The following is a 14,070-nucleotide window of genomic DNA, read 5'->3' on the forward strand; positions in this document are numbered from 1 at the left end:
CGCGCTTTCGCGGGCCGCGTCTTCACCGCCGATTCAGGGACAGCCGGTGGGGAGCAAACGGCGCAGAATCCGTCATCAAAGCCGTGGATACATTCGTCGCTCATTTCACAAACCCTTCAACGCGTGATCGCCGCATCCGCATTCATCAGCCACGGCCACCCCTTAACGCTACGTTGTTTTCGAACTCGCCGAGAACATTCTTGGGTTCGCTCGAGCCTGCCCCCTCGGCTCGCTGGCCGATTAGGCTGGCCGGGTGCAACGAGACGACCAGAGCGACGCGAAGCTCGACACCCCAAAAATATCTGGGCCGCGCACATCGGTGTTCGGCCCGGCCCGCGAGTTTCTGGTCGGGGCGCGTTTTCTGCTGCGCGGTCTCGGCCTGTGGACCCGCTCGCCCCGGCTGATGTTACTTGGTGCGGCACCGGCGTTCCTGGTCGGCATTCTGTACCTCGCAGCGTTGACCATGCTCGCGCTCAACCTGTCCGCGGTGGCCGCCTGGCTCACGCCGTTCGCCGCCGAATGGGTGGATGCAGCTCGGGTCACGGTGCAGGTCGTCGCCGGCGCCGCCCTGCTCGGGTTGGTCGTGCTGCTCGCGCTCCTGGCATTCACTACGATCACCTTGATAGTGGGAGCCCCGTTCTACGAGAAGATCTGGCGGTCGGTGGAGATTCGCGCGGGTGGGCTGCCCGAGCGGGAGGCCGCGCCCTTTCTTCACGGCCTCGGCCGCTCCATCGGGGAGGGCCTGCGACTCTTTCTGGCCACAGCTCTGATCGGGATGGCGTTGTTCGCGGGTGGGTTCATACCGTTCGTCGGCCAATCGGTGATTCCGGTGCTTGCGGTGGGCGTCGGCGGCTGGTTCCTCACCGTCGAGCTGACCGGACTTGCCTTTGAAGCGCGCGGTCTCACTTTGAAGGACCGACGCCGGACGCTCGGCTCGCACCGCCCGCGCACGCTCGGTTTCGGTATGGCCACGTTCCTGATGTTCTTGATCCCACTGGGCGCCGTGATCGTGATGCCTGCCGCGGTCGCCGGGGCGACGATGCTCAGTCGGAGCATGCTGGTGCCAGGTTCGCTGACACCCGCGGCCCACCCGTCCGGTGTTTCGGCGCCTTCCTCCCCGCCATCCGACGCCTCGGCACCGATGCAGCGCGCTACCGGGACGACACCCGGTCGAACTTGCGAATAGCCAGCGGGACGAAAATGGCCAACGTGACGACGATGCCGATCAACACCGTGAGCACCGGGTACTGCCCGGTCCAGGTATCCGGCACCGGGGTTCCGGGCGGCACGTTGCCGAACAGTTCCCTGGCCGCTTGCACCAGTGCCGACACCGGGTTGAGCTCGGCGAAGATGCGCAACGGGATCGGCAGCGTCTCACTCGGGACGAATGCGTTCGAGATGAACGTGAGTGGAAACAGCACCAGGAAGGCGACGTTGTTGATCACCTCGGGGCTGCGCACCAGCATGCCGAGAAAGGCCATCACCCAAGACAGGGCGTAGGCGAACAGCAGCAACAACGCCACCGCGGCGAGCGCCGACAGAAAACTCGTGTGCACCCGCCAGCCGACGATCAGTCCGGTGCCGATCATCACGACCATCGAGATGCCGTTGATCATCAGGTCGCCGTTGGTGCGACCAACAAGAACGGCAGACGGGCTCATCGGCAGGGTGCGAAACCGGTCGATGATGCCGTCTTTCAGATCCTGCGCCATCGCCGACCCCGAGTAGGTCGAACCGAACACGACGGTCTGCGCGAAGATCCCGGCCATGATGAACTCGGTGTAACTGCTGCCCGGAATTTGGATCACGCCCGAATAGATATAGGTGAACAACAGCACGAACATGATCGGCTGCAACGTGGTGAACACGATGATGTCGGGCACCCGTTTGATTTTGATCAGGTTGCGACGGGTTGTGATCCAGCCGTCGGAGAACCAATGGGCGAAGGCAGATCCCACGCCGACGAAGACGCCCGGTTGTGCCTGTGCGGTGCTCATGCCGACCTCTTTTGTTTGCTCTCGGCGGGCCGCGCCTTCGCGCGGTGCTCGTCCGGGTGCGGTCCGTGCCCCGCACCGTCGTGGTCCCGGCGGGCGACGAGTTCGTCGGGTTTCTCCTCGGGCGGCGTTGTCGAGGCCGCGTGCCCGGTCATGCGCAAAAACACCTCATCGAGGGTCGGTCGGCGCATTCCGGCGTCATAGAGCCGAATGTTTCGGTCGGTGAACTCCCCGAGGATGCCATACAGCGCGGCCGGGGCATCCGTGGCACCCACCGTCAGGGAGCGCCCGTCGGCAGAGACCGTGGGCTGGGCACTGCCATAACGGGTCAGAACCTCAAGAGCCGCCTCCCGATCATCGGCGGTCACCAGGTTGATCTCCACCCGCTGCCCGCCGCTGGATGCCTTCAACTCGTCGGCGGTGCCGAGCGCGATCACCCGACCCTCGTCGATGACCGAGATGCTGTCGGCCAGCCGGTCGGCCTCCTCCAGGTATTGGGTGGTGAGCAGAACCGTCGTTCCCTCTCCGACCAGATTGGTGATGATGTCCCACATGCCGAGCCGGCCATGCGGGTCGAGCCCGGTGGTCGGTTCGTCGAGGAACAGCACCGTCGGCCGGGTGACCAGCGCACCGGCGAGGTCGATGCGGCGGCGCATGCCACCGGAGAATCCCTTCACCGGCCGGTTCATCGCCTCGGTCAGTTCGAAAATGTCGATCAGCTCTTTCGCCCGCTGCCGAGACGCCCGCGCGCCCATGTGGTAGAGGCGGCCGACCATCTCCAGGTTCTCGAAGCCGGTGAGGTTCTCATCGACGGCGGCGTACTGGCCGGAGACGCCGATGATCGGCCGGATCCGCTCCGGGTGTCGCGACACGTCGATGCCGTCGATGACCGCTGTGCCGGCATCCGGTCGGATCAGGGTCGTGAGCACCTTGACGGTTGTGGTCTTTCCGGCGCCGTTCGGGCCCAGGAGCGCGGTGATGGTGCCTTTCGGCACGGCGAGGTCGAGTCCGTCGAGCGCGCGTACTTCGCCGGCGCCCTTCGGAGTATAGATCTTGGTCAGGTGGTCGACCTCGATAAAGGTCACGGTGCGAATTTACTCCTGCCCAGCGGCACTGTCCACGTTATTACGGAAGAGAATGATGGGTCTCGGCATGGCCTTACGCCTCACATCGTGCCACAGTTGGAGAACACGATTGCGGCTGACTGAAGCGAAACGAGCGACGATGAAGTTCATGATCATGGTGTTCAGCGAAGAAGAAGACCTGCGCACGAACCCACCGGAGTGGACCGAGCAGATGACCTCCTTCATGGCCCAGCTCGACGACGAGCTTGCCCACAGCGGCGAGTTGGTCTATTCCGAGGTGCTGGCCTTCGGCAGTGCCGGGTCGCTGATCGACCGGCACGGCAAGGCGCACCACGGTTCGTTCTCGGGCGCGACCAAACCTCTGACCCGATTCTGGGTGGTGAAGGTGACCGATGAGGAGCGTGCAGTCGAGATCGCTGCGAGTATCGCCGCGGTGATCGGTGCCGCAGTCGAAGTGCGCCACGTCATGCCGTCGTCGCAGCGGCCGTGACGGTACTCGGGTAGTGGCCACCGCATTGGGGATCGCCTCGTTGGTGATCGCGTCGCTCGCCGCTGCCCTGCATGTGGGAATATTCGTGATGGAGAGCGTGCTCTGGACCCGCCCGGCGGTCTGGCGCCTGTTCGGCCTGCGCACCCAGGCGGATGCCCAGACCACCCGCCCATTCGCCTACAACCAGGGCTTCTACAATCTGTTCCTCGCGGTGGGTGCCGCTGTCGGCGTCGGCCTCGTTGCTGCCGGCGGGCAGGGTGCCGCATCGTTCGGGTGGGTGGAGTATGTGTCCGTCCAGCCGGGCACGAACATCGAAAGCGCAGGGATTGCGCTCGTGATCTTCACGATGGGGTGCATGTTCGCGGCATCCGTTGTCCTGCTGACGACGGGCCGAGGCTACCTGCGGGCCGCCGTCGTCCAGGGCGCGCTGCCGCTCATCGCCCTCGTACTGCTGTTGGTTGCCGCCCTGGTCTGAGCCGCACACCTCGTCCCTTTTGAGCTTCGTGCCACCCGGCACACATCGCGCCGGCACGAACCGGCGCGAAGCGTGCCAACCGGCGCGATCTTCTGGATGACCATTGACACGCCACCCCCGGTTTGAAACGATCTCATTATTCGATGATTCTCAACCCGATGAACAATCCGGGAGTATCCATGGCCACCCAGATTTTTGTGAACCTGCCCACCACTGACTTGGAGCGGTCTAAAAAGTTCTTCACCGGACTCGGTTGGACGATCAACCCAAACTTCACGGACGAGAACGCGGCCTGTGTCGTGATCGACGAAAACGTCTTCCTGATGGTGCTCACCCGCGAGTTCTTCGCCACATTCACCGACAAGCCAATCGGCGATCCGCACACATCGGTACAGGTGCAGACCTCACTCAGCCGAGAGAGCCGGGCCGAGGTAGATGCACTTCTGGAGAAGGCGCTCGCGGCCGGTGCCGCCGAGCCGCGCGAGCCCCAAGATTACGGTTTCATGTATTCGCGCGACTTCGTAGATCCAGACGGTAACGAATTTGGTGTGCTGTGGATGGATGCGCTTGCGTCCGAGGTCGGCCCTGAAGCGTATCTGGCCCAGCAGCAATCAGCGGATACGTCTGAGCAGGCGCCAGGCACCTGACCCGCTTCGCGCCACCCGAAACACATCGCGCCAGCACGAACCGGGGCGAAGCGTGCCAACTGGCGCGATACTCAACAAAGCCGCGGAGCTCAGTCGGCCGTACGCAACGCCTCCCACTCGGTGCGCAGCAAAGCGTAGACTCCGGTGTCCTCCCACCGACCCTTGATGAACATGTTCTGCACAAAATACGCCTCTTCACGCATGTTCAGGCGGTGGCACAACGCCACCGAAGCGGTGTTCTGAGGCGTCAACTCTGCAACGACACGATGCAGTTTCCACTCGTCGAAGGCGATCGCCAGAAGCGCGTTGGCCGCCTCTCGGGCGTAGCCCTTGCCGTGATGGTCCGGATGGAAGACCCATCCGATCTCCGCGCACTCGTGTTCAACACTCACCAGTGAAAAGTACAACTCGCCCAAGACGGTGTGGTCGGCGAGTCTCTCCACGAGCAATTGCACGAAGTCCCCGTCATTCTCAAGTCGGGTGAGCGTGGATGCCTCAACAACTTTTCCGGCGACGGCATCACGGTCGCGCGGCGCGTAGAGAAGGTACTCGCACACATCCTCCCGGGACTGATACGAATGAACAGCATCGGTGTCGGCCGGAGTCATCAACCGCACCGTCAGGCGCTCCGTGGTCAACGGCCCGTTAAAATCTAGGGGGACCATGCTGTTCATAGTACGACTCCGGCACGCGATCACCCATGAATCCCGAGGGCCCGATGCCCGAACAACCGATCCGACTCAGCGCACCGACTGGGGGTGGATCGTCTCGCCGCTCTCGAGCATTGCGACGTAGGTGGCGATCTTCGCCCTGCGCGTCTCGGCCCGTTTCACCCCGTTGATGCGGAACAGTATGGCGAATCGGTTCTGCGCGCTGAGCGCCTCGAAGGATTGGGCCGCGGCGGGGTGTGCGGCGAGCGCCTCCTGCAGGTCGGCGGGTACCGGGGCATCCTTCTGGCGGTAGGCGGAATCCCACCGCCCGTCGGCCTTGGCTCGTTCGATCTCAGCGAGACCGGCCGGTCGCATCCGCCCCTCTGCCGTCAGTCGCCCGACGTGCTCACGGTTTCGCTGCGACCACGGGCTGCGGATCCGGCGCGGCGTGAACACCTGCAGATGGTAGTCGTCGTCAAGCCGGGCCAGCTGCCCGTCGATCCAGCCGAAGCACAGCGCCACGTCGAGAGCCTCCGGGTACGTGATGCCCGGTTTGGAGGAACTCTTCTTACGCAACCGCAATCGCACCCCGTCAACGTCTGGATTCTCTTCCAGCCAGCTCTCCCACTCCGCAACAGTGGCGACGGTGACCACTGGTTTCTCGGCGTTGGCTCCCATGCATCGATGGTAGTCGGAATCCGGATGAGAGAGCCGCCCTGGGTGAACCGCATCATGTTCCCGGAGACGTCACGCAACACGCAGTTTCTCTCGCCCCGGGGCAGGTCATAGGGTTCCTGAAGCACCCCGGTGCCAGGTGCATGGATCTTCTGGAGAGCGCCATCCCGGCTTGGCGGGGTCACCATAACGCACCGTTCACACGTCACGTGTGAACTCCCTCAGAATGCGCGCACTCCGCTTGCAACGTGTGCTCGGCTGAGGAATCGTGGCTGGGGCTGCCTGCACGAGGCAGCAGACAACCGGAAGGAAAAGCACATGCTCACCCTCACCGAAGACGCACAGAACATCGTCAAGGCCATCACCGGCCAGAGCCCGGGCGCCGACGACGGCGGCTTGCGCATCGCCTCGGCCAATCCCGACAACTCCGATTTCTCCCTGGCCGTCGCTCCGGCCCCCGAGCCTGAGGACCAGGTCGTCGAAAGCTCCGGAGCCCGCGTGTTCCTCGAGGAGAACGCCGCCATGGCGCTGTCGGACAAGGTGCTTGACGCACAGGTCGACGAACAGGGCTCCGTGCGTTTCGGCCTCGGCAACCAGGAGTGACCGTTCGCTGATCCGACAGCCGCCGGTTGGCACCGGTCACCTGCGACAATGGAACGATGAGTTCTGTCGTCGCGGGAGTATCGGATGCCGCGGTTCGCGTCATCAAAACGCGCCCTGCCGGCATGAATTCTGCGGGGTCCAACCCTGCAGATGCCGAACCCACCGGCACCCACCCCTTCGAGTCGTCCGCTGTTCGGCGGCCCACGCTTCTCAGGGCCACCGAATGGCGCGAACTCGAGCGTTCCCATGAAGCGCGCGCCGACCTCCTGACCGCGGGCTGGCGGTCCCGCGCCGGCACCGGTGTCACGCATCCGGTCGAGGACTTTCTCTTCACCTATTACTCGTACCGGCCACGCATACTGCGCCGTTGGCATCCGGGTGCGAACATCACTCTGGCGGATGCCGCCGCCACGAGCCGGGCCACGTGGAAGTGGTATCGGTCTCACGGCGACGACGTGAGCGTCGACACGGAGGCTTTCGTCGTGGCGAAGGGTCCCAGCATCCGGTTCATCAGGAACCTGCTGGCGCGAACAGCCGCGCGTCCGGGAAACTTCGGATGCTTCGGCCTGCACGAATGGGCGATGGTGTACCGGGCGCCGGAGCATCGGCACCAGGTTCCGCTCAGGCTGGGCGCCAGTGCCACCGACGAGGTGGTGGAGGCCAACCGGATCGCGTGCACGCATTTCGACGCGTTCCGGTTCTTCACTCCCGATGCGGTGGGCCTCAACCATCGCACCCCGACCCGGGACAATCAGCCGGGGATGGAACAGCCCGGCTGCCTGCACGCCGGTATGGATGTCTACAAGTGGGCCATCAAACTCGGCCCGATCGTGCCGGGAGACCTGTTGCTCGACACCTTCGAGCTGGCCGCAGACATTCGCGAACTCGACATGCGCGCCTCCCCCTACGATCTCACCGAGTGGGGCTACACCCCGGTGCCGATCGAGACGCCCGCAGGCAAGGCCGAGTATGCGCGCCAGCAGCGTCGATTCGCCACCCGCAGCAACGACCTTCGCTCTCGTGTTCTCGCCGCAATCTCCTGCGCTGGTTGAGGTATCGCGAAGCGACCGTCTCGAAACCCACCCCCACACGGCGAGCGCCGCTCATAAGCCGCAAAAATTTCAGGAGGACTGATCGCCCGGCCGCGTCACAGCCTCGCCGATGCGCTCCTCCTGAAATTTCAGGCTTCGATACCCGGCTGGGGAAGGATTGCGCACCCGGGCGCGTTGGTGTCGCCATGAAGTCGATCATCTACAGTGAAACCGGTGACCCGTCGGTCCTCCGCCTCGTCGACCGCGATGTGGTCGAGCCGGGGCCGGGCGAGGTCCGCGTGCGGCTCGTCATCTCCGGCGTGAACCCCACCGATTGGAAGTCGCGCCGCGGGTCCAGCCCCGGGGAGTCATTGCCATTCGCTGACATCGTTCCGAACCAGGACGGCGCCGGAATCATCGACGCCGTCGGGCCGGGCGTCACCGGGCTCGGCGTGGGTGACCGCGTCTGGATCACGCTCGCCGCGTACCAGTTGCAGAGCGGCGGCACGGCACAGGAGTACACGGTGCTGCCCGTCGATCGCGTGCATCCGCTTCCGGATTCCGCCAGCTTTGAGCTGGGCGCGAGCCTCGGAGTGCCGGCAGTGACGGCGCACCGGGCACTCACGGTCGCGGAGGACGGCCCATCCCGGCTGTACCCGGGGGCGCTTGACGACAAGGTCGTTCTCATCGCCGGCGGCGCAGGAGCGGTCGGGCACGCCGCCATCCAGCTCGCGCGTTGGGCGGGCGCCACCGTCATCACCACGATCAGCTCTGCGGAGAAGGCCGCGCTGGCCTCGGCTGCCGGAGCCCACCATGTCGTCAACTACACGCAAACGGATGCCGCAGACGAGATTCGCCGTATCGCCCCAGACGGTGTGGATGTCATCGTCGAAGTGGCCCCGGCCCCGAATGCGCAGCTCAATCTCGCCATCGCTCGAAACCACGCCACGATCGCGGTCTACGCCAACAACGGCGGAGACATCATGACCCTCGATGTACGCAAACACTTCAGTCTCAACGTGCGCTACCAATTCCTGCTGCTCTACACGGTCGGCCGGCAGGCGTTGGACGCCGCGGTCGCCGACGTCACCGCGGCCGTGCGCGACGGCGCACTGGAGGTCGGCGAGCAGACGGGCCTGCCGTTGCACCGGTTCGACCTCGCACAAACCGCTGAGGCGCACGCTGCGGTGGAGGACGGCGCCGTCGGCAAGGTGCTCATCGAGGTCACCGCCGTTCAGTAGATCGTGCCGGGCCAGCGCCCAGACCAATCAGCCCGACCCGCCGAGCGGATACGACACCGTCCGGTCCTGAGGTCAGTGGCTGAAGCCAATCAGCTGAGCACCGCGATGAGCCGGCCTCGCGCGGCAAGCCAGCGTAGCCGACAGTGGTCACCGCATGCACCTTCAGAGTCTTCTGACGCACCTCCCAGTCTGTGCAGCCGCACTCCGCCTACGCTGAGGATTCAGCCCACCGGAAATAGGGATATAGGGAGTGACGATGAGCTGCCGAACCAGCGTGTTGATCACGGCGAGCGCGTGCCTCGCACTGGTCCTGGCCGGCTGCACCACCGCCGACCCGCCGCCGCCCGCACCCGACCAGAAGAACGAGCTGACCGCCACCGGAACCGTGATCGATGACGGTGACCGCGACAACGTCTTGCTGTGCATGCAGGTACTCGAGTCGTACCCGCCCCAGTGCGCCGGCGGAGTGGTGCTGGACGGTTGGAGCTGGGATGGCCTCGATGAGACGACATCCGAGCACGCGAATGATGTGCGCTGGGGTCTCTACCAGGTGTTCGGCACTTATCACGGTGAGACGCTGACACTCACCCGCCCTCCCGTGGTGGCCGATATGGTTCCGGATCCGGACGAACAGGCCGATCCGACAGGGTCGCGCAGCGATGCCGAGTTGGCACAGATCGAGCAGGTGGTCAGAGACAAGCAGCCGTATGTGTTGACCACGACTCGGGGCGACGGGATCCTGCTCGTGACAGCGAGCTACGATGACGGCACGCTGCAGCGCGAGTTCGATGACGAGTTCGGGCCGGATGCGGTCGCCGTGACCTCCTGGATGCAACCCGCGAACGCCGGCGACTGAAAGCCCGTCAACACCCCGCCCCCGAGCGCTCACCCCGGGGACGACCCACATCGTCGTCCTGATAAAACCGTCCGCACACAACTCTAGAAAACGCTCTACCACATCCGGTGCTCTGGGGGTACTCTACGCGTATCGGTGCGCCCGCACCGAGCCAGAGCGGATACCCGAACCGCCCAGACGCACGTCGCTGCAGTAGATCGCCCAAGTGGATTGCGCGTCCCCGATCGGGGCCCGCCGAGGCGCACGCAAGTCCAAGGGAGTACCTCCGTGAAGAATAGATTCGTCGTCGCAGCCCTGTGCGCGACGGCACTCGTGTCGGTCGGCTTCGCCGCCCCTGCATCCGCGGCCAGCACCACCGTGTCGCAGCATGCTTTCACGCCCAAGATGTCGACCGTGGCCGACCATCTGTTCGCCCCGCTCAGCGTCGCAGTGGACGGCGGCGGAAACGCGTTCGTCGCACAAAGCTTCATCGGCGAATTGACCAAGGTGACGAAGAAGGGCCAGAAGTCGACGGTTGTGTCGGCCCCCGGCTGGGAGATCGGCGCCGTGTCTGAGCGCTCCGGGAACGTCTATTTCGCAAAGAACAAGCAGGAGGAGGGCAAGGGATACCTGATGGTACTGTCACGTAACGGTGCAGTACGTCAGCTGGCTGATATCGGTGCTTTCGAGGCGGCCAATAATCCCGATCAGGTCAATTCCTACGGGTTCGTCGGGCTGGCTCAGGATTGTTTGGACCAGTTTGACCCGAACAGTGAGATGGGGCCCCCCACTTACACCGGAATCGTGGACACACATCCGTACGCGTCAGTAGCCACGAAGCAGGGTGTTTACGTGGCGGATGCTGCGGGCAACGCCATCTTGAAAGTCGACTACAAGGGCAACGTCTCGACGGTTGCGGTCATGCCGCCCACCCCGCCGATCGTCGCTTCGCAGGAAATGGCCGACGCGCTGGGGTTGCCTGCGTGCGCGGTCGGTCAGAAGTACTGGTTCGAGTCGGTGCCGACCGACGTTGAGGTGGGTCCCCACGGTTGGCTCTACGTGACCTCCCTGCCGGGCGGCCCGGAAGACGCCAGTATGGGCGCCCGCGGTGCCGTCTACAAGGTGAACCCCTACACCGGAAAGGTTGTTTCGGTTGCGTCCGGCTTCGTCGGTGCCACTGACCTCGCCGTGGATGCCCGAACCGGAGTCATGCTGGTGACCGAATTGTTCGGCGGCAAGGACGGCACCGGCCAGGTCTCGCTGGTACTGCCCTGGATGAAGAAGGCCGTCAGCTCAGTGGCGGTGTCGTCCCCGGCGGCAATCGAGTTCTCAAACGGCAAGGTCTACGTGACGACGGATGCCTTTGTGCCAGACGCCAACGGCGCCCCGCAGGCGATCGGCAAGCTGGTGGTGGTCAATCCAAGCAGCATGTTCCACAACATGCGCTGGTAGCCGCGTTCCTCCACGGGGTGCGCACGTCCCGTCCTTCCCGCTCACTGGGAAGAACCGGACGTGCGCACTCACACGCTGCTGGCGCGGTATTTCGTCAGCAGGACTTCAGCTTCTTCACGCCGTCGGTGAGCACCCCGGTGCCCCCCAGCAGATTCACTCGGTTGACCGGCCCGTTCAGGATGTCGGTGCGGATCGATGTCGGGATGCACGTGCGCTGCACCACATAGAGCGGCGCCTTCTTGGCCCCGGCGACGGCAGCACCGGCCAGGGCATCTGGGAAGCCGAATCCGGTGGCGACGTAGGCGGTGTTCGCCTTCCCTGCTAGGGCCTTGTTCAGCTTCTGGCTGGTGCTGAACCGGTCGTTGCCGGCAACCCGGGTCACGCCGAACGAGGAGAGGGAGTTCTGTATCCCCTCGGTCACCACGCCGGCACCACCGGCGATGATGGTCTTCTTCACCTTGAGCTTGGTCAAGAGATCTTTGGTGGCCTTGTCGATCGACTTCGCCTTGCCGTTCACCAGGATGACCGGCGCGCCCGCGGCCCCGGCCGGGGCAGACGCGGAGAGGGCATCCGGGTAGTCCGAACCGGTCGCGATATATGCCGTTGTTGCCGTGGCGAATGCCGCCTGGGCGATGGCTCGCGCCGTGGCGTATCGGTCATTGCCAGACCTGCGCACCGTGTTCGTCACAATTTTCTTGACCTGGTCGAACGTCTTCGCTGAGATAGCCCCGGTTCCGCCGACGACGACGACCTTGGTGGGCTTCAGCCGCTTGATCTCGTTCGCGATCGCCGTGGGCAGCGACCCGCGTGTGGTCAGCAGCAACGGACCGCCCTCCTTGGCGGCAGCGGGCGCGGCGGCCAGGGCGTCGGGGTAATCGGAACCCGTGGCCAAATAGACGACCTTGGCCGTCGTGGGGTAGCCAGACTTCGAGACCGCGATCGCGGTCGAGTAGCGATCGTCACCGGCGATGCGGCTGGTCACGGGGAGCGGCGCCGGACCCGCGCTCTTCAGCGTGACGGAAATGTCTCCTGCGCAGCCTGCGTAAAAGTTTTTATAGTAGACGCTCGCCGTGCCGTTGCTGGCGATTGTTCCTGAAATGGATTCTCCATCGATCTTCTTCGAGAAACCACCGGCGGTGTCCACTGGAACCGGGGTGTCCCAATAGGCGGCGCCAAATCCGGGCGATGTCCCGCAGCTGTAGTAGTACCAGGCGTTGAAGTAGGTCACTTTTCCGTCTGCCGACACCTCGAGTACAGTCTCGTAACCGTTTGCGGTCCCGGTGTACTTACCAGCGAACGGGGATGCGGCGTGGGCGGGCTCAGCCGAGACAATGCCCAGGCCCAGGATGACGGCGAGCGACATGACCAGCGCGGAGATGATCGAATAGGGGTTTCGTCGTGTGGCGGTCATCGGCGAGTGTGCTCCTTGCTTCGTTGCAGAGGCCGCCGTGCGCGGCATGCGTCACCCTATCCCCCAGTCGGGGGGTACCGCAACTGCACACTGGGCCGCTGACCGGGAGTTTCACCGGCACCGGCCGATCGGGAGAACGCGAATCCGGAGCGTCCAGCGCCCAGGACGGGTGGTGCGAACGGCCTCACACGCACTCGAACATGGCAGGAGGCACGCATCGCAGGCGCTGGGCGCCGATGACCTCCTCCTGCTCGCGCGGCTCGAGCTCGACGTCGGCGCAGGGGTACCGGCACTGCACGACTTCGCACGCTCGCGCGGGCATCCTTGCAAGAATGGACACCAAACCCTTGGAGGACACGCTCGATGACGACCTCGTTGAACTATGAGCCGCTCAGGTCTTCAGTGGACGCCGAGCACGTCGACCGCCGGCGTCGCGAGGCCGAGGCTGCCGGGTTCACCCACCGACCACAGCTCTGGCTCGTCGTCATCCTGACAGTGTGGGTGGCCATCGCTGTCTACACCTGTTTCGTCCTTCTCCGAGAAGCGGCGAAGTTCGCCGGAGTCAACTTGAGCGGCGGCGAACCGGTCGCAGTGACCTTCCTGGTATTTCTCACACTCGCGTTGACCGGAACGCTGGCGCTGATCAGTGTTTTCGTCTATCGCGTGCTGTTTGCGAAATCGCCGTGGGAGCGGTGGCTGCGCCTTGAGCGGTTCGCGGCCGCGAATGGTCTCGAGTTCGGCACGGGGGCACCGAATCCGGGGTTTCCCGGCGCTATCTTCATCGTCGGTGATGACCGCACCGTGCAGGAGCATCTCTTTCGCGCCGACACCCACTCCCCCGATATCGGCAACTTTCGCTTCTCCACCGGCGCCGGTCGCGGCACGGTCACGCATACCTGGGGGTACGTTGCGACCCGGCTCAACCGGATGCTTCCGCACATGCTTCTCGATGCGACGGCCAACGACACGCGGCGCACGCTGCCGGTCCGGCTGACTGACGGCCAGACGCTCTCGCTCGAAGGCGACTTCGATGATCACTTCACCTTGTACTGCCCCGAGGGGTACGAACGAGATGCCCTGTATATCTTCACGCCCGACCTGATGGCGCTGCTCATCGACGAGTCATCGACCCTCGACGTCGAGATCGTTGACGACTGGATGTTCTTCTATTCGGCGAAAGAGTTCGAGCTCGCCGATCCGAAGGTACTCGGCCGGATCTTCCGCATTCTGGATGTCGTTGCGCAGAAGACCCTCAGTCGCACCGACCTGTATGCCGATTCGAGAATGAACCCGGTGGCGAGTTTTGTTCTTGGCCCAGACGGCAGGCAGATCAGCGGCCGGATGTCGGTGAATGAGGTTGCGCCCGAGGGAAGGCGCCTCGCGCGGGTGCGCCCGATGTCCCGCGCTGTGGTCATCGCAATCCTCGCCGTGTTCTGGGTGGTGCCGATCGCACTGCTGGTGGCGTTCGCCTAGGCTGGGCG

At 64.5% G+C, this 14,070-nt stretch carries 15 protein-coding genes; 10 read left to right on the forward strand and 5 right to left on the reverse strand.

Features of this window, described 5'->3' with window-relative positions; genetic code table 11:
• The first annotated feature begins 253 nt into the window (after positions 1 to 253).
• Positions 254 to 1,186 carry an EI24 domain-containing protein gene (locus DL891_RS12990; RefSeq protein WP_198668891.1) on the forward strand — a complete coding sequence of 311 codons (933 nt, stop codon included), beginning with the start codon at positions 254 to 256 and terminating at the stop codon, positions 1,184 to 1,186.
• On the opposite strand, the gene DL891_RS12995 is transcribed toward DL891_RS12990, so the two are convergent.
• A complete protein-coding gene (locus tag DL891_RS12995) occupies positions 1,152 to 1,997 on the reverse strand; it encodes an ABC transporter permease (RefSeq protein ID WP_111720856.1) in 846 nt (281 codons plus the stop codon). The two genes, DL891_RS12990 and DL891_RS12995, sit on opposite strands and share 35 nt — an antisense overlap.
• The gene (locus tag DL891_RS13000) at positions 1,994 to 3,079 is read right to left on the reverse strand and encodes an ATP-binding cassette domain-containing protein (protein ID WP_111720857.1); all 1,086 of its coding nucleotides are present in this window, start codon (positions 3,077 to 3,079) and stop codon (positions 1,994 to 1,996) included. The genes DL891_RS12995 and DL891_RS13000 overlap by 4 nt, the downstream gene beginning before the upstream one ends.
• A gap of 139 nt (positions 3,080 to 3,218) precedes the next feature.
• Between DL891_RS13000 and DL891_RS13005 the strand changes: the two genes are divergently transcribed.
• From DL891_RS13005 to DL891_RS13015, 3 genes are all read left to right on the forward strand, one after another.
• Positions 3,219 to 3,569 (forward strand): YciI family protein, encoded by a 351-nt coding sequence (locus tag DL891_RS13005; protein ID WP_157962499.1) that lies wholly within the window; start codon positions 3,219 to 3,221, stop codon positions 3,567 to 3,569.
• A gap of 25 nt (positions 3,570 to 3,594) precedes the next feature.
• The gene (locus DL891_RS13010) at positions 3,595 to 4,044 is read left to right on the forward strand and encodes a DUF1304 domain-containing protein (protein WP_111720930.1); all 450 of its coding nucleotides are present in this window, start codon (positions 3,595 to 3,597) and stop codon (positions 4,042 to 4,044) included.
• Positions 4,045 to 4,223: 179 nt separating this feature from the next.
• The gene (locus tag DL891_RS13015; RefSeq protein WP_111720931.1) at positions 4,224 to 4,691 is read left to right on the forward strand and encodes a VOC family protein; all 468 of its coding nucleotides are present in this window, start codon (positions 4,224 to 4,226) and stop codon (positions 4,689 to 4,691) included.
• An 89-nt stretch (positions 4,692 to 4,780) separates the two neighbouring features.
• Here the strand turns inward: DL891_RS13015 and DL891_RS13020 are convergent, their stop codons facing one another.
• Both DL891_RS13020 and DL891_RS13025 read right to left on the reverse strand, forming a co-directional pair.
• Positions 4,781 to 5,356 carry a GNAT family N-acetyltransferase gene (locus DL891_RS13020; RefSeq protein ID WP_111720932.1) on the reverse strand — a complete coding sequence of 192 codons (576 nt, stop codon included), beginning with the start codon at positions 5,354 to 5,356 and terminating at the stop codon, positions 4,781 to 4,783.
• A 75-nt stretch (positions 5,357 to 5,431) separates the two neighbouring features.
• Positions 5,432 to 6,019: a YdeI family protein gene (locus tag DL891_RS13025; RefSeq protein ID WP_111720859.1), complete on the reverse strand. Its 588-nt coding sequence runs from the start codon at positions 6,017 to 6,019 to the stop codon at positions 5,432 to 5,434.
• Positions 6,020 to 6,334: 315 nt separating this feature from the next.
• Here DL891_RS13025 and DL891_RS13030 point away from each other — a divergent pair, with 315 nt between their 5' ends.
• The 5 genes from DL891_RS13030 to DL891_RS13050 all read left to right on the forward strand — a co-directional run bounded on the left by DL891_RS13030 (position 6,335) and on the right by DL891_RS13050 (position 11,178).
• Positions 6,335 to 6,619, forward strand: a complete 285-nt coding sequence (locus DL891_RS13030; protein WP_111720860.1) for an iron-sulfur cluster biosynthesis family protein — start codon at positions 6,335 to 6,337, stop codon at positions 6,617 to 6,619.
• Between the two features lie 56 nt (positions 6,620 to 6,675).
• On the forward strand, positions 6,676 to 7,671 hold the full coding sequence (locus tag DL891_RS13035) for a 3-methyladenine DNA glycosylase (RefSeq protein WP_232819164.1): 996 nt from the start codon (positions 6,676 to 6,678) through the stop codon (positions 7,669 to 7,671).
• Between the two features lie 185 nt (positions 7,672 to 7,856).
• A complete protein-coding gene (locus DL891_RS13040) occupies positions 7,857 to 8,891 on the forward strand; it encodes an NADPH:quinone reductase (protein WP_111720861.1) in 1,035 nt (344 codons plus the stop codon).
• Positions 8,892 to 9,147: 256 nt separating this feature from the next.
• Positions 9,148 to 9,747 (forward strand): hypothetical protein, encoded by a 600-nt coding sequence (locus DL891_RS13045; RefSeq protein WP_157962500.1) that lies wholly within the window; start codon positions 9,148 to 9,150, stop codon positions 9,745 to 9,747.
• 267 nt (positions 9,748 to 10,014) lie between these two features.
• Positions 10,015 to 11,178 (forward strand): ScyD/ScyE family protein, encoded by a 1,164-nt coding sequence (locus DL891_RS13050; protein WP_157962501.1) that lies wholly within the window; start codon positions 10,015 to 10,017, stop codon positions 11,176 to 11,178.
• 94 nt (positions 11,179 to 11,272) lie between these two features.
• Here DL891_RS13050 and DL891_RS13055 read toward each other — a convergent pair whose 3' ends face one another.
• Complete coding sequence (locus DL891_RS13055) at positions 11,273 to 12,589, reverse strand: cell wall-binding repeat-containing protein (RefSeq protein ID WP_198668892.1); 1,317 nt, start codon at positions 12,587 to 12,589, stop codon at positions 11,273 to 11,275.
• Between the two features lie 363 nt (positions 12,590 to 12,952).
• Here DL891_RS13055 and DL891_RS13060 point away from each other — a divergent pair, with 363 nt between their 5' ends.
• Entirely contained in the window at positions 12,953 to 14,062 is a 1,110-nt protein-coding gene (locus tag DL891_RS13060; protein ID WP_111720865.1) for a hypothetical protein, read from the forward strand.
• Positions 14,063 to 14,070: the final 8 nt, after the last annotated feature.

Source organism: Homoserinimonas sp. OAct 916, assembly GCF_003260275.1.
Taxonomy (GTDB): Bacteria; Actinomycetota; Actinomycetes; order Actinomycetales; family Microbacteriaceae; genus OACT-916.